Raw genomic sequence first — 15,115 nt, forward strand, 5'->3', positions numbered from 1 at the left:
GGACTAATTTACATTTTGGCCGCTCGTAATTGCATGAAAAATAGGGTGGCAAAATATGTTCGAGGTCCCAGAAATCGCGGTGTCGATATTCTCTTGGCGAACACCCGAACAGCTTTTTGAACTCGCGGCTGAATGACTGTTGTGAATCAAACGGCAAAGACAGAGCAATATCGAGCATGGGTTTTGTTGTGAGTCTGACCAGAATGGCTGCCCGGCAAAGTTTTCGTTTGCGGATGTACATACCCAAAGGCATGTGCACAAACTGATTGAACAATAGCTGGATGTTGCGTCGGCTATAGCCAGATTTTCGGGCGACATCTTCTACAGAGATAGGGTGTTCGAGATTGTCCTCAATCCACTCCAGTAGCTGCTGTATGATCTTCTGTCTTACCATCGTGATCTCCCTTGTCCCATATTTCGTCAGTTCCGTTAGACAAAATGTACTCTGTAACTAGAGCAAGAAACGAGAGGGATGCCTGAAACCCTGGACTCTCAACGCCTTGATTTCCGTAAAACCACAGCGGGGTATGGCGTTGATTAGTAGCAGAGCGATCCTAATACCACATTTAACATAATATACATTATGCGCATCAACATAGAATCAGACAGAATCCGGGGTTTTGCAGTCATCCTTATATCCTTTCTGGTCACTGATGTCATCCAAATGCGCTTTCTCTAGTAGTGACTTCATCCACCTTCAACTTGCGCCACAAACTCATTTTGCTGATGCCGAGTTGCATCGCGACTTTGTCCTGGTTCTGTTCGTAGCGCTCCAGATAAAACACAATCACCTGGCGCTCAACATCTTTTATCACGTTCTTTAACTGGCCTTTACTCAGATCTACGCGCACCGGCTCGTTGTTCGGATGTAAAGAGACCGCATCAGGAAATCTAAATCCGGTGAGCGTCAACATTTCACGCAGCGAATACTGTGGAAAACCGACGGACAGCAATGCCAACCGCTCAATGATAAAACGCATTTCGCGGACATTACCAGGCCAGCGATAAGAACAAAACAGATCCAGAAATTGTTCAAGTAAATGCTCGGCGGCGGTTTCGCACAGAAACTTTGTGGCCAGATATCGAAAATCACCGGCGCGTTCCCGCAAAGGTGGCACGGTCAATGGCAAAACATTTAATCGGTAAAACAGATCGCTGCGAAATGTACCGTCTTCGGCCATGCTTGCTAGCGCGCGGTTTGTCGCGCCGATAATCCGCACATCAACCGGAATCACATCTTTACCGCCAATGTGCATGATTTCGTATTCCTGCAAAACTCGCAGCAGCCGGCTTTGAATCGGCAACGGCATCTCGCCGATTTCATCCAGAAACAGTGTGCCCTGATGCGCCAGCTCGATCAAACCCTCCTTCCCTTCCCGCCTGGCGCCGGTAAACGATCCGCCTTCATAACCAAACAGTTCGCTTTCCAGCAAATTTTCAGGAATGGCGGCGCAATTTATCGCGACAAACGGCCCATGCCTTCGGTTGCTATGGTTGTGAATACTCTGCGCAAACAACTCTTTTCCGGTACCGGATTCCCCATAAATCATCACCGGCGAATCCGTTCTGGCATAAACTTGCGCCAGCTTTTTAATCGCCTGCATTTCACTGTCGGCTGAAAGGATATGATCGAAGGTATAACGGGCGTCAAAGCCTTTCTTCTTAAGTTTTCCGCGGATAATCCGTTCAACTTTTTGAATCTGCGGCGTATCGGTAAAAGAACAAACCACGCCAATACACTCTCTACCCATAAACATCGGTACACGGCTGGTAATGATCGACGTATTGTCTAACTCCTGTAATTCACGTATTTCAGGGGATTTGGATAACAGCACCTGATTTATTCGCGTGTTTTTGATGATGCTATCAATCTGTTTTCCCAACACTTGCAGCCCAGTCAAACCAAAAATTGTCTCAGCGGCTTTATTGAATATTTGGATGTCATTATTTTCGTTGGTCACAATAATGCCTTCAGTGATTGACGAAAGAATGATCTCAAGCCGAGTCATATCCAACATTTTGCGCCTGGTTGTCTCAACAATGGCCAACGCTTCTCGTAGCGCGCTGGTCACGGACTCGACGCCGTTCTCAATTAATATGCCTTGCATCGCATATTGTTTGGCCGTTTCTGCAACAGGACAGCCTCCCGTCACAGTTTCGTAATGATTTGCGCGGCAGAGTTTGAGTTTTTCTGTCATATCAAATTGTGAATCGAAGACAAATTCATCAATAACAATATTCAATGCCGTCGCGGCTAATACGACATCCGGTAAATATTTCTGATAATTAAAAAAAGCGATTTTATGAGAATGGTTTTTTAAAGGAATTAATGATTTCAATAAATCAGACATTGAAGTATGAATGCGTACAACAGGAATGACCGTTGCATTTTCAATATATTCAGCTGTTCCACCCCGGCTCAATATAACATCGTAATAATCGCTATCCAAATTACGCGCAATACTAATGGCCTTTTCCAGACTTCCGTGATAGACGTGGCAATTAAATATTCCTGCGCACTGCATTATTACAATATCCCCTAAATGCGGATACGGCGTAATTAATGCAAGATTGGGTAAGTTTTTTGTCGTCATGATATAAATCCGGAATGTTGTTATTTTATTAACTGAATATCATAACTGATATTTTTAACGCAATTGATATTTAGATGTTGCAATAAGCGCTAAAAACACATTTAGCTTAACTTCATTTAATTCAGTGAGTTAAGCAACCTTCTCGCATTAAATCAATTTTGGCACGCATCTTGATTAATATGCCATGGGTGGGTAATCCCCCTTCCCTAATTACATTTGAAATTTATAAGGAATGGATATGAGTAATCAGTCTGGTGTATTAAATGGCGTGCGCGTTTTGGACCTAACGCGTGTATTGGCGGGCCCTTACTGCGGAATGATGTTGGCAGATTTTGGCGCAGATGTAATAAAAATTGAATTACCCGGTAAAGGTGATGATTCTCGTGCCAATGCACCACAAATAAACGGTGAAAGTGCTTATTTTATGAATTTGAATAGGAATAAGCGTGGTATCACACTTAATCTGAAATCCGAAGAAGGCCGAAATATATTCCTCGACATGGTTCGCAATAGCGATATTGTGCTGGAAAATTATCGTCCGGGCGTGATGGAAAAACTCGGTCTGGGTTATGAAGATTTGCGCAAAGTGAACCCGGCGATTATTTATGGTGCCGTTTCCGGGTTCGGCCACACTGGTCCTTATTCTAAACGCGCGGGCTACGACATTATCGGCCAAGCCATGAGCGGCCTGATGAGCACCACCGGCTGGCCAGATGCTCCGCCGACCCGTACCGGTACTGCAATCGCGGATGTGGTCGGCGGCATGAGTTGCACTATTGGCGTACTGGCCGCGTATTCAAACCGGCTGAAAACCGGCGTCGGCGAGAAAGTGGATATCGCGCTGGTCGACTCTATGGTTTCCTCGCTGGAAATTATTAACATCATCTATCTGAATACCGGGCGTATTCCGACACGTATTGGCAACCGTTACGAAGCCATTTACCCCTACGACTCCTTCCAGGCGAGAGATGGCTACGTCATCATCGCCTGCGGTAACGACAAACTGTTTGGCTTACTTAAGCAAACGCTAAATATCGACGCACTGGATAATGAAATATTCCGCACCAATATCGACCGCGTCACTCACCATGCAGAATTAAAATCAATCCTCGAGTGTTGGACGCGTGGTCATGATATCGATCACATTGTGGAATTATTGCTTGCCGCCGGTATCCCTGCCGCGCCGATTAATACTATCGATCGTGTAACAAAAGATCCGCATATTGCTGTGGCCCGCGAAATGTTCGTCGATATTGAACATCCCGTCGCCGGAAAAATCACCATGACCGGTAATCAGGTCAAATTCACCAATAAAAAGGCGACAATCCGCTTCCCGGCGCCGACGTTGGGTCAACATAACCACGAAGTTTTAAAAGAGTTGTTGGATTATTCTGACGAAAAAATTGAGCAGTTAGTTAATGCAGGCATCCTGTAAGGTCATCGTTTATGTCGACATTCATTAAAATTACCGAAGTGGGCCCGAGAGATGGCTTTCAGAATATTAAGCTGCCAATTCCTACAGAATTAAAAACCAGCATTATTGATAATCTTGTCGAGGCTGGATTAAAAGACATTGAAATAACCTCGTTAGTCAGCCCAAAAGCGATCCCGCAAATGGCAGATGCGCAAGATGTTATTCGCCATGTTCTCGATAAGCATCATGATATTACGCCCTATGTTTTAATACCCAATAGCAAAGGCGCGCAAATCGCCAGTCATAATCAGGTGAAAAATATTAATTATGTAATTTCTGTTAGCCCAGCGCATAACAAAGCCAACATTAACAGAACACATCAGGAATCACTGGACGATCTTTATAAAATCCGTCATGAATTTCCTGATCTGAATATTACGCTTTCCCTTGCTACCGTATTCGGCTGCCCCTTTATAGGGGCAACGGATATCAACGACATGCTTGATATTATTAAATTCGCGCAAGACCTCAGCATTGACCGCGTGACGTTATGCGACACCATCGGTGTCGCGAATCCCCGCCAGACCGCGCAGATCCTGCAAATTGTCCAGATCAAATTCCCGAATATCGATTTCGGTTTACATATGCACAACACCCATGGCATGGCGCTCGCCAATATGCTGGCGGGTTTTGAAAATGGGATAACACGCTTTGAAACCGCCGTGGGCGGACTTGGAGGATGCCCTTTTGCACCGGGCGCAGCAGGTAATTCAGCGACTGAAGATGCTGTAAATATGTTTAACCGAATGGGATTAAATACCGGTATTTCACTGCCCGCGTTGTTGAAAGTCGCAGCGGGGATCCGTGAAACCATCGAACCGAATCTATTAAGTAGTCTTTCTCGTGCCAGACCCTACAGCGAATTTGATTTTTGCGTTAACACCCAATAAATAATAATTCGGAAAATAATTATGAATAATAAAGCAGTAAAGCCAAAGATGACCCATTACAGATGGTGGGTAATGAGTTTTATTTTTGTCATCTACACAGTCGCCAACGCCGACCGCGCGAATATTGGGTTTGCCATCCCCTTTATTCAAGAAGAGTTTAAAATGTCCAACACCATGGCCGGGGTGTTAATAAGTTTATTCTTCGCTGGTTACGCTTTCTTTCAAATCCCTGCCGGGTATCTAATTAAAAAATATGGTATGCGCAATATTTTTGCGCTGGGCATGCTGTTAACATCGATATTTACCGGCTTGATGGGCGTGGTGAATAACGTCATTGCGTTAAAGTTTCTTCGTTGTCTGGTCGGCATCAGTGAAGCGCCGGTGGTTATTGGTTCCACTGCGACCATCAACCAATGGTTCCCGAGCAAAGAAAAAGGCACGGCAACAGGCCTTTTTCTGGCGGGTTCGAAATTTGGCCCGCTGATTGTGCCTGCGCTTTGCGCGTGGATCATCATGACGTGGGGTTGGCGCTACATTTTTGTTTTCTTTGCCGTTCCTGGGCTTTTGTTGTCGCTGTTCTGGTACGTCATGGTGCGGAACAAACCCGAAGAGAGCCGCTTTGTGAATGAACAGGAAGTCGCTTACATTCGTGAAGAAGCGCTCTCGACAACACAAGATACCGCGGCACCTGCAAAGCAGGATGAGCTGAAATATTGCTGGCTGGATAAGCTCATTCGTACCAAACAGGTCGATGTGCTCACCTCTTCGAAGCAAGTTTTTCGCTGCTGGGATATTTATGGTGTGGCGCTGGGTTATTTTTCGATGGTAGGAATTGTCAGCGTGCTGATGTCCTGGCTGCCGAAGTACCTTATTACCGAGCGCGGTTTCGACTTGACCAGTTCGGCAGCGCTGGCAGCCGCTCCGTTCCTTGGAACCGTATTAGGTAATTTCTTAGGCGGTGTACTTTCTGATCGTGTACTGAATAAAAGACGTAAGCCACTGATGTTGCTCAGCGCTGGAGCGACAATATTCACCATGTATTCGCTGGTCTACGCACCGGAAAGCAAAATCATCCTGTCATTAATGCTGTTCCTGCTCGGCCTGATGTTATCCCTTGGCTATTCCGCTTATTCGGTCTATGCCATGGGCCGCGCCAACAAAGATATATATCCGGTCGCTTATAGCGTTATCAATATGGGCGGACAATTAGGTGGCATGTGTATGCCTCTGATTGTTGGCGTGATCCTTGATACCTGGAGCTGGGATGCGGTGTTTATCACCATGACTGGTTTCTGCGTGCTCTGCTTTATTGTGGTATCAACGGTGATTGAGCCGTTATCCAAAAATGTAAAAGTGGTTTATCAGTAAAGATAATACGGGGGCAGCAATGCCCCTTTCAATCCATCTATTTCATAGCTACATTTTTGGCCGCGTTTTCGCTCATACCACCAGCATCCCTTTCAATTTCGCCAGCAGAAAAGCGGTGACCGACGTCGCGTCGCTGATCGTGCCATTGCAAATTAACGCCTCAAATTCACTGATCGCGATCTTGCGCGCGGTTAGCCCGAATTCTTCCGGGTCCAGCGACTGCTGATGATGCGTAAGATCCTCGGCAAGAAAAATATGGTAACCCTGGCTGGAATATCCCTGCGCCAGTTTCTGGTAGCCGACCCAGCGCATGCTTGCGGCCACCAGCCCAGTTTCCTCTTGCAGTTCGCCTGCGGCAACGCGTAGCGGATCTTCATCAGGCGCGCATTCCCATGAACCTTGCGGCAACTCAATGGTGTGTTGACCAATGGGATAACGAAACTGTTCAACCACATACAGGCTGTCATCCTGGCGGGCGATGATCACCACGAAATCCGGCTTTTCCACCACCGAATAGATCCCTTCATTGCCGTCCGCCCGCAGAATGCGGTCTTCGCGCAGCCGCATCCACTTATTGCTGTACACCTCAGTGGTGGCAAGGGTTTTGATACCGGACATCTTATTCTCCCTGGGTCAATTCACAGACCATATCCACACAGCGCAATTTGGCGCGTGCGAGCTTTGAAGGATAGAAACTTTCGCGAACGATGGTAAACCCCTGTTTCTGGTAGAAACCGCACGCATTGGGTGTTGACGCCAGTGTCAACTGTGTGAAGCCGCGAGCGATCGCTTCCTGTTTCAACACGCGGATGATTCGCGCCGCCAGTCCCTGGCCGCCCCACTCCGGCAAGGTGAAAATCGCCTCGATACTGCCGGATTCCAGATCGAGAAAACCGGTCGCAACGGGTTGCCCTTCGGGCGTCACCGCGACATAAAAAGGGTTGTCTTCAATCATTTTTCGGTGGCCTTCCGGCATGGCATCAGGTGTCCATGCGTCAATAATTTCCGCGGCGTAAACCCCTTTGCAACCGTGGCGGATGGCTGCATTACGCACATGCCACAGCGCTTCGGCTTCATCGGGTGTTGCCAGTCTGATCTCCATAAAGCCTCCTTGGTTACTGTTCTCGTTTTTATCATCAACACGGCGCGAGACAACCTGCAATTGTTCTGATTTTTTAGTGATGATGCAGTCAGGCAATCAATTGTCCGGCTGTTAGAATCCGAAGGTTCCCCTTCTGTCGATTTCCCTTCAGCACCCACTATCCTTACGTATACCTATACGTTTGTATAACTGTTATTGCTGCAATAGTGGTTTGCATAACCCGGACAGATGATTATCTGGCCCGGTGGCCCGCACGTCTGGAGGAATTATGGATTCATTGATACACGCCGAACTGATCTTACTTAACGGTCAGTTCCACACGGTCGATCGGCAAAACCCGCTGGCCGACGCGGTTGCCATTCGCGATGGTAAATTCGTTAAAGTCGGCACCGCCGCCGAAGTCTCTGCGTATCAGGGACCACGTACCAAAGTGATCGACCTGAAAGGCCATACCGCTATTCCTGGCCTGAACGATTCGCACCTGCACCTGATCCGTGGCGGCCTGAATTACAACCTTGAACTGCGCTGGGAAGGCGTGCCTTCGCTGGCTGATGCGTTGCGTATGTTGAAAGAACAGGCGCTGCGCACCCCGTCGCCGCAGTGGGTGCGCGTAGTGGGCGGCTGGACGGAGTTCCAGTTTGCCGAACGGCGTATGCCCACGCTGGATGAGATCAACGACGTCGCGCCGGATACGCCCGTCTTCATTCTGCATTTGTATGACCGCGCCCTGCTCAACCGCGCAGCGTTAAAAGTGGTGGGTTATACCCGTGACACGCCCAATCCGCCGGGCGGCGAAATTCAGCACGACAGCAACGGTAACCCGACCGGCATGCTGATTGCCCGCCCGAACGCGATGATCCTCTACGCCACGCTGGCAAAAGGCCCGACACTGCCGCTCGACCAGCAGGTGAACTCCACCCGCCAGTTTATGCGCGAGCTGAATCGCCTTGGCCTTACCAGCGCCATCGACGCGGGCGGCGGTTTCCAGAACTACCCGGAAGATTACGAAGTGATTGCCGAACTGCACCAGAAAAAACAGATGACGGTGCGGATCGCTTATAACTTGTTTACCCAGCGCCCCGGCCATGAGCTTGAGGATTTCGAAAAATGGACCGATATGCTGACCCCAGGCCAGGGCAGCGACTTCTTCCGCCACAACGGCGCGGGGGAAATGCTGGTCTTCTCGGCGGCGGATTTTGAAGATTTTCTCGAACCGCGCCCCGACCTCGCGCCGGGCATGGAAGAGGAACTTGAACGTGTGGTGCGCCATCTTGTCGAGCATCGTTGGCCGTTCCGCCTGCACGCCACCTATAACGAATCCATCAGCCGCATGCTGGACGTGTTCGAGAAAGTGAACCGCGATATTCCCTTCAACGGCCTGCACTGGTTCTTTGATCACGCCGAAACCATTACCGAAGCCAATATTGAGCGCGTGAAAGCCCTCGGCGGCGGCATTGCCGTGCAGCATCGCATGGCATTCCAGGGCGAATACTTCGCCGAGCGGTACGGGCAGCAGGCCACCAAACAGACGCCGCCGGTGGCGAAAATGCTGGAAAACGGCTTGCCGGTTGGTCTGGGAACGGATGCCACCCGCGTGGCCAGCTACAATCCGTGGACGGCGCTCTATTGGCTGGTTTCCGGGCGCACCGTGGGCGGCATGCAGATGTATGACCACAGCGCGCGTCTCGATCGCGATACCGCCCTTTTATTGTGGACGCAAGGTAGCGCCTGGTTTTCCAGCGAACAGGGTAAAAAAGGCCAGATCAAAGCCGGGCAACTGGCCGATCTCGCCATTCTGAGCAAGGACTACTTCCGCGTACCGGAAGATGAGATCAAAGGGATTGAATCGGTGCTGACGGTGGTCGGTGGGGAAATTGTCTATGCCGCAGGCGCGTTTGGCCCGCTGTCGCCGCCCGCCATTCCGGTGTTGCCGGACTGGTCGCCGGTGGTGAATGTTTCGGGTCATTATCGCAGCGCACCGCCGCAGGCGGCTCGTGTTGGCCAGTCGACGGGTATTCACCACTGCTCCGGCCCATGTGGCGTTCACCTTCACCAGCATGATTTCGCCCGCAGTTCGGCCATGCCGGTCGCCGATGACAACGCCTTCTGGGGCGCGCTGGGCTGTAGCTGCTTCGCCTTCTGATTGCCGCAAGGAGTTTTGCATGACGCAACAAAACGAGTTGCACGCAGCGGTGACAGTGTCACCGCCGGATCGCTTTTTTTGTCTTCGGCAGTGCCGGATGGGCGATGTTGCCGCTGGTCGCGCGCCGCGAACTCGGCCTCAGGCCAGGCGGTTACGGCATTATGCTCGCCTGCATCGGCCTTGGCGCCATTTGCGGCGCGGTAGTGCTTCCGAAATTGCGCAAGCGGTTAAATGCCGATCGGATGATGGTGGCCGCCAGCGTGATGTTTGCCATCACCATGCTGGCACTGGCGGTTTACCTGACGGTGTTCTTCGGCTCCATGACGGTTGGCAGCGCTATCTGGGGGAAACTGGCGTCGGAATTTGGCATTTCGTGGGCTCTTAGCGTAGCGACGGTGGGCATGTTATTGGGGACTGCTACAGTTTTACGTTGGCGGCTCGAAAAAGATGCCGCGCTGGATTTGGACATTATCGCCCCCACGGGAAGCGCGAGGGATGCCGCCATTGCCCATGAACGCGGCCCGGTGATGGTCAGTTGCGAATACCGCATTGCGCCAGAGGATGCGCACGATTTTATGCTCGCCGTGCAGGAGATGCGCCGCGTGCGGCGAAGAACCGGGGCGATGAAGCGCCCGTTGTGCGACATCTGGTCGCACCCGATCAACGAAAAATTTATCGCAATAATGCCACTACTCAACAATGAGGTAAGCAAATGAGCACAATCAAAACGCAGGATGGTACGCAGATCTATTACAAAGACTGGGGTGCAGGCAAACCGGTTCTTTTCAGCCACGGCTGGCCGCTGGACGGTGATATGTGGGACAGCCAGCTCAATTTTCTTGCGGAGCGCGGTTATCGCGTCATTGCGTTTGACCGCCGTGGTTTTGGTCGTTCCGATCAGCCGTGGAACGGTTATGACTACGATACATTTGCATCAGACATTAACGACTTGATTACCGCGCTGGATCTCAACGATGTCACGCTGGTGGGCTTCTCCATGGGCGGCGGCGACGTGGCGCGCTACATTGGTCGCTACGGCAGCGCGCGGGTCGCGGGCCTGGTACTATTGGGCGCGGTGACGCCGATTTTCGGCAAAACCGCCGATCATCCCGAAGGCGTGGATAAGAGCGTGTTCGATGGCATCAAAGAGGGGCTGCGTAAAGATCGCGCGCAGTTTATCAGCGATTTTGCCACGCCGTTTTATGGCCTGAACGCCGGGCAGAAAGTGTCCGATGGCGTGCTGGCGCAAACCTTGAATATCGCCCTGCTGGCTTCCCTGAAAGGGACGCTGGATTGCGTGACCGCATTCTCCGAAACGGATTTCCGCGCCGATGTGGCGAAAGTGGATGTGCCGACGCTGGTGATCCACGGCAGCAACGACCAGGTGGTGCCGTTTGAAGCCACCGGCAAGTTGTCAGCGGAAATGATTAACGGTGCCGAGTTGAAAGTGTATGACAACGGCCCGCACGGTTTCGCGGTGACGCATCAGGATCAGTTGAACAACGATCTGTTGGCGTTTTTGCAGAAACTGTAAACGGCTTGTCGGGTGGCGCTGGCGCTTACCCGACAAATGCCTGATGGCGGCTGCGCCTTATCGGGCCGACTCCGGGCAGGCATGCAGGGGTTTTACGCGGTCGCGGCAATTGCGCGATCGCGGCCCTGGACTTTTGCCTGGTAAAGCGCTTTATCGGCGCCCTCTTTCAGGCGTAAAGCGTCGTCGAAGTCCGGATCGGCGATCAGGCTGTAACACCCGGCGCTGATGGTGACGATGGGGTATCGCCCGCTGGATTTGATGTGGGGAATTTGCGCGCTACGTACCGCCGTCACCGCCTGACGCGCGACAAACAGCGCCGCTTCCGGGCCGGTATCCGGCAGGATAATCGCGAACTCTTCCCCGCCGTAACGGGCAATCAAATCGTTATGGCACAGTTTCAACTTTTGGATGATTTCGCCAACCATGCGCAGGCAGTTGTCCCCGGCGACGTGGCCGTAAAAATCGTTGTAACGTTTGAACTCGTCGATATCGATCATGATCAGCGCCACCGGTTTTTGCGTCACCGCCGAGGCTTTTAAACTTTTCGCCAGGAACAGATCAAACTGCCTGCGGTTCGCCAGCCCGGTCAGACCATCGGCGAGCGCCATCAGTTGCAGCGTGTGGTTAATGCTGGTCAGTTCATCACGCAACACGGCCAGTTCGGTCTGATTGCGCACGTTTAAGCGCACCTGACGGAAAATAATCGACCCCATCAGCAGCGTGCCGAGCAACAACATCGCGTTAAGCACCAGATCCGGCAAGCTGTCATTTAGCCAACTGTTCCACAGCGCCGGTTTGTCATAGCCCGCCGCGACCACCAGCGGGTAACGCTCAAGACGCGCGAAGCCATAAATGCGCTCAACATGATCCAGCGCGGAGACCCAGGTGCCATTGCCACGATCTTTTCTCGCCAGTTCGCGGGTGAATAACGGGCTCGCCGAGAGATTACGGTTGGCCATCTCATCGCCGTACGGACGCACATACAGTGCGGTGCCATCGGTATTGATCAGCGCCAGCAAGTCGCGGTTTTGTAATTCGAAATAGCCATAAAAATGGCGGAAATAGTCGATTTTCACTGTTGCCAGCAGCACCCCGGCAAAACCACCGGAACTGTCGCTGATGCGCAGGGAAACCGGGATCACCAGGTCGCCCGTCGAACGGCTGCGGATCACATGCCCGATATGAATGCTGCCGTGACCGTTGCGGCGGTGATAAACAAAATATTCGCGATCGCTGTTATTCGACATCAAGGGGACTTTGCCAAACGAGGTGGCACGCATATCACCCTGCGTGTCGTAAACCATCAGCCCATGCAACTGCGGCAGGCGGGCTTTTAGCTCGGTGAGATAGCCATCAAACTGTTTCACATCCACGCCAAGTAGACCGTCGGCTGGCAGGCTGCGGCGAATGTCGCGCAGCACCAGTTCCGCTTGTAAAAAGGTATCTTCCGCCTGACGCGCCTGCGAAACGGATAAGTTAATCGCGTCGCGTTCGGTGTCGGCCACCGCCCGCTCCCACGAACGCGACAGCGTCCAGGTGCTGGTTGCCACACCCGCTATCAGCAAACCCGCCATAAAAAACGTGATACTACGACCCAACGAGGAATCGAGCGCCAGTGCCCGTGCTACCTGCTTTTTGAATTTCATTGACGCCCCTTTCATCACATCCTCTGTTGGTCAGTTAAGCATAGAAGCGTGATGATTTATAAGCCAAATAAGCACTGAGATTTGGGTAATTCGGCGGATGGTAACCAACAGAAAATGCCTGTCGCACGCGGTGCGCGACAGGCAGAAATCAAAGTAGGTTTACGGGCGGGAGATGCGTTGCGGCCAGTTGATCGCAGAAACGCCGCCAAGCACCGGGCGGGCAAACAAAAAGCCCTGGAAACGCTGAATGCCAACCGCTTCGAGCCAGCACCACTCTTCCACTTTTTCAACACCTTCCGCGACCACAGTGATTTGCAGTTCGGCGCAGCAATCGATAATGGCTTTCACAATCGCCTGTTTCGGGCCGTGCAGGTGAATGTCGGTCACAATAGTGCGGTCGATTTTCAGTTTATCCGGCTGGAATTTCGCCAGCAGCGACAAACCGGCAAAACCGGAGCCGAAATCGTCAATCGCCAGACCAATGCCGGCGGCGCGAAGCTGGCGAATCGCCCAGGTGAACTCTTCGTAACCGGAAATCACCTCATCCTCGGTCACCTCAACAATAATCTGCCCAGGGTTAAGCTGATTGCGGGTGATGTGATCGAGCAGAATGTCCACCGCACCGGGGATTTTAACCAGCGACATTGGCAGCAAGTTAATCGCGACTTTGTGGTTACCAATCCCCAGACGACGCGCCATTGCCAGCGCCCAGCCTTTGGAGGCGAGATCCGCTTCGTGCAGCTTATTCGGGGCGATGGTCGCGAAATATTCCTGCGGGCTTCCGCCGTTTGGCCCACGGATCAGGGCTTCCAGCGAGGAGATATTCCCGCGCTGCGGCTCAATAATCGGCTGGAAGGCGAACTGACACGGCTGGTCTTCGGAAACGGGCAACGTTTCGCTGGCGAACGGCGCGGTTTTAATGGCGAAGCGCCAGTTTTCAGGCACCGAATTGCGAACGCCGCCGTTGGTTTTTGGCGACGCGATGAAATTACGGATAAATTTGTAGACCCGGTCATTGCTCGCCTGGTTGTATTTCAGCGTACCGAATCGGAGGATAGCGCGTAATGTGGCGGGCGGTGTCACCACCTGCAGATCAAACAGAACCATGCCGCGATCAACAAAACGGCGACGTGGGGCAAAATCACGCATCAGCTCAACCACGTTGCCGTGTCGGGGATCCTGATTAATACGTTCAAAAACGCTATTGACCGACGCCAGCGGTCCCTCTAGTACTTGTAAAAAGTGCTCGCCGTCGAACAGTAAGATACCCGTTACCTGCAACTGTGCGTTGCGCAGGCTTGCGCGTTCGACAAGGCCAGCCAGTTGAGAGGGATCTAATGTTCGATTCAGTCGGCTACGGTAAATCAAAGTCGCTAACACGAAATGCTACCCTCAGAATGCCCACAAAAAATCCGATTAGATGATGCCATTCGGAATTCTAGCAATTTTGCAATATTCTCGTCAGTCAATTAAGGGGCATTCTGTTAGCGTTCTCGCTGGCTTAAAATGGCCAGTCGTGCGCGATAACCGTTACGAATGTGTTGACAAGCCGCTTCCTGCGCGGCCTGGCGATCGCGACGCGCCAATGCGTCGACAATCGCCTGATGTTCGCGTTTCGCCTCCTCGGTACGCTCTTTTAACTCGTACGTCGTGCTGCGCAACAGCGAAAGATGGATGCGTAAATTATCCAGCATCTCATTCAGATAGGGGTTATGGGTGGCGCGGTAAATCTGGCGGTGAAACATGCGGTTATGATCGTGCAGCGCTTTGCTGTCGGTCAGCGACGCTTCGGTGTGCACCATCTCTTGCAGCAGCGCGATTTCGGCGTCCGACGCGGCGCTTATCGCCAGATCCATCGCCAGACGTTCCAGCCCTTCACGCACATCAAACAACTGGCGCAGGCGTTCATAACTCATATGCGCGATGATAAGCCCACGCTGCGGGCCAGGTTCGGCAAGGCCGAGGGTTTCGAGCCGGTGAAGCGCTTCGCGAATCGGCGTGCGGCTAAGACCAAACTGCTCTGCCAGCCGCGTCTCCTGCAAACGCTCTCCCGGCAGCAACTCCCCCGCTTCAATGGCGGAAAGCAAAACGTCAAAGGGCGTTAAGCCCGTATCACGGCCCGTCGATTTCACCTGTTAACTCCGTTCATATGTACTTAGAGGGTCCTGTAAAGAGTGTGGATCATGCCGTGGCACATCTTGCCACAGGAAAGATAACGCTTTTGCTTTTTTTGTTCTTAGCTTATCTAAAAAACATCTTTTGACGTTTCTGTATGGGCTGCTATGTTTATTTTATATTCATTGTATACAAATGAATTCATAAAAAGACAAAGCGAATTTCTGGCTTGTTATTCATAGCCAACAC

Annotated in this window: 11 protein-coding genes and 2 pseudogenes; 6 read left to right on the forward strand and 7 right to left on the reverse strand. The window is 51.6% G+C overall.

Annotation, left to right across the window (positions count from 1 at the left end):
- Positions 1–51 precede the first annotated feature (51 nt).
- Positions 52–394 (reverse strand): annotated as a pseudogene (locus AAEY27_RS11380) (helix-turn-helix domain-containing protein); the annotation flags it as partial.
- A 262-nt stretch (positions 395–656) separates the two neighbouring features.
- Complete coding sequence (locus AAEY27_RS11385; protein WP_342320618.1) at positions 657–2,594, reverse strand: sigma 54-interacting transcriptional regulator; 1,938 nt, start codon at positions 2,592–2,594, stop codon at positions 657–659.
- A 238-nt stretch (positions 2,595–2,832) separates the two neighbouring features.
- Between AAEY27_RS11385 and AAEY27_RS11390 the strand changes: the two genes are divergently transcribed.
- The 3 genes from AAEY27_RS11390 to AAEY27_RS11400 are packed head-to-tail and all read left to right on the forward strand — an operon-like array spanning position 2,833 to position 6,326.
- The gene (locus AAEY27_RS11390; protein WP_342320620.1) at positions 2,833–4,029 is read left to right on the forward strand and encodes a CaiB/BaiF CoA transferase family protein; all 1,197 of its coding nucleotides are present in this window, start codon (positions 2,833–2,835) and stop codon (positions 4,027–4,029) included.
- Positions 4,030–4,040: 11 nt separating this feature from the next.
- Positions 4,041–4,958, forward strand: a complete 918-nt coding sequence (locus AAEY27_RS11395; RefSeq protein ID WP_342320621.1) for a hydroxymethylglutaryl-CoA lyase — start codon at positions 4,041–4,043, stop codon at positions 4,956–4,958.
- 21 nt (positions 4,959–4,979) lie between these two features.
- On the forward strand, positions 4,980–6,326 hold the full coding sequence (locus AAEY27_RS11400; protein WP_342320622.1) for an MFS transporter: 1,347 nt from the start codon (positions 4,980–4,982) through the stop codon (positions 6,324–6,326).
- A 72-nt stretch (positions 6,327–6,398) separates the two neighbouring features.
- On the opposite strand, the gene AAEY27_RS11405 is transcribed toward AAEY27_RS11400, so the two are convergent.
- Together AAEY27_RS11405 and AAEY27_RS11410 are read right to left on the reverse strand one after the other, a co-directional pair.
- Positions 6,399–6,944 (reverse strand): NUDIX hydrolase, encoded by a 546-nt coding sequence (locus AAEY27_RS11405; protein WP_342320623.1) that lies wholly within the window; start codon positions 6,942–6,944, stop codon positions 6,399–6,401.
- Between the two features lies 1 nt (position 6,945).
- Positions 6,946–7,428 carry a GNAT family N-acetyltransferase gene (locus AAEY27_RS11410; protein ID WP_342320625.1) on the reverse strand — a complete coding sequence of 161 codons (483 nt, stop codon included), beginning with the start codon at positions 7,426–7,428 and terminating at the stop codon, positions 6,946–6,948.
- Positions 7,429–7,696: 268 nt separating this feature from the next.
- On the opposite strand from AAEY27_RS11410, the gene AAEY27_RS11415 reads away from it, so the two are divergent.
- The 3 genes and pseudogenes from AAEY27_RS11415 (at position 7,697) to AAEY27_RS11425 (ending at position 11,105) form a co-directional block, all read left to right on the forward strand.
- Positions 7,697–9,571 (forward strand): amidohydrolase, encoded by a 1,875-nt coding sequence (locus tag AAEY27_RS11415; RefSeq protein ID WP_342320627.1) that lies wholly within the window; start codon positions 7,697–7,699, stop codon positions 9,569–9,571.
- Positions 9,572–9,633: 62 nt separating this feature from the next.
- Positions 9,634–10,197: pseudogene (locus tag AAEY27_RS11420) on the forward strand (MFS transporter); the annotation flags it as partial.
- Between the two features lie 86 nt (positions 10,198–10,283).
- Positions 10,284–11,105, forward strand: coding sequence for an alpha/beta fold hydrolase (locus AAEY27_RS11425; RefSeq protein WP_342320628.1), 822 nt, complete (start codon positions 10,284–10,286; stop codon positions 11,103–11,105).
- Between the two features lie 92 nt (positions 11,106–11,197).
- Here AAEY27_RS11425 and AAEY27_RS11430 read toward each other — a convergent pair whose 3' ends face one another.
- The 3 genes from AAEY27_RS11430 to AAEY27_RS11440 all read right to left on the reverse strand — a co-directional run bounded on the left by AAEY27_RS11430 (position 11,198) and on the right by AAEY27_RS11440 (position 14,883).
- Positions 11,198–12,751: a sensor domain-containing diguanylate cyclase gene (locus tag AAEY27_RS11430; RefSeq protein ID WP_342320629.1), complete on the reverse strand. Its 1,554-nt coding sequence runs from the start codon at positions 12,749–12,751 to the stop codon at positions 11,198–11,200.
- A 159-nt stretch (positions 12,752–12,910) separates the two neighbouring features.
- A complete protein-coding gene (locus AAEY27_RS11435; protein WP_342320630.1) occupies positions 12,911–14,131 on the reverse strand; it encodes a diguanylate phosphodiesterase in 1,221 nt (406 codons plus the stop codon).
- A gap of 104 nt (positions 14,132–14,235) precedes the next feature.
- Positions 14,236–14,883, reverse strand: a complete 648-nt coding sequence (locus tag AAEY27_RS11440; RefSeq protein ID WP_342320631.1) for a GntR family transcriptional regulator — start codon at positions 14,881–14,883, stop codon at positions 14,236–14,238.
- Between the last annotated feature and the right edge of the window lie 232 nt (positions 14,884–15,115).

The sequence above is a fragment of the Kosakonia sp. BYX6 genome (assembly GCF_038449125.1).
In the GTDB taxonomy this organism is placed as follows: domain Bacteria; phylum Pseudomonadota; class Gammaproteobacteria; order Enterobacterales; family Enterobacteriaceae; genus Kosakonia; species Kosakonia calanthes.

Bases quoted from the DNA above. Each gene is read 5' to 3' on its own strand.
- AAEY27_RS11385 (WP_342320618.1), bottom strand. From the start codon at position 2,594: ATGACGACAAAAAACTTACCCAATCTTGCATTAATTACGCCGTATCCG.
- AAEY27_RS11390 (WP_342320620.1), top strand. From the start codon at position 2,833: ATGAGTAATCAGTCTGGTGTATTAAATGGCGTGCGCGTTTTGGACCTA.
- AAEY27_RS11395 (WP_342320621.1), top strand. From the start codon at position 4,041: ATGTCGACATTCATTAAAATTACCGAAGTGGGCCCGAGAGATGGCTTT.
- AAEY27_RS11400 (WP_342320622.1), top strand. From the start codon at position 4,980: ATGAATAATAAAGCAGTAAAGCCAAAGATGACCCATTACAGATGGTGG.
- AAEY27_RS11405 (WP_342320623.1), bottom strand. From the start codon at position 6,944: ATGTCCGGTATCAAAACCCTTGCCACCACTGAGGTGTACAGCAATAAG.
- AAEY27_RS11410 (WP_342320625.1), bottom strand. From the start codon at position 7,428: ATGGAGATCAGACTGGCAACACCCGATGAAGCCGAAGCGCTGTGGCAT.
- AAEY27_RS11415 (WP_342320627.1), top strand. From the start codon at position 7,697: ATGGATTCATTGATACACGCCGAACTGATCTTACTTAACGGTCAGTTC.
- AAEY27_RS11425 (WP_342320628.1), top strand. From the start codon at position 10,284: ATGAGCACAATCAAAACGCAGGATGGTACGCAGATCTATTACAAAGAC.
- AAEY27_RS11430 (WP_342320629.1), bottom strand. From the start codon at position 12,751: ATGAAATTCAAAAAGCAGGTAGCACGGGCACTGGCGCTCGATTCCTCG.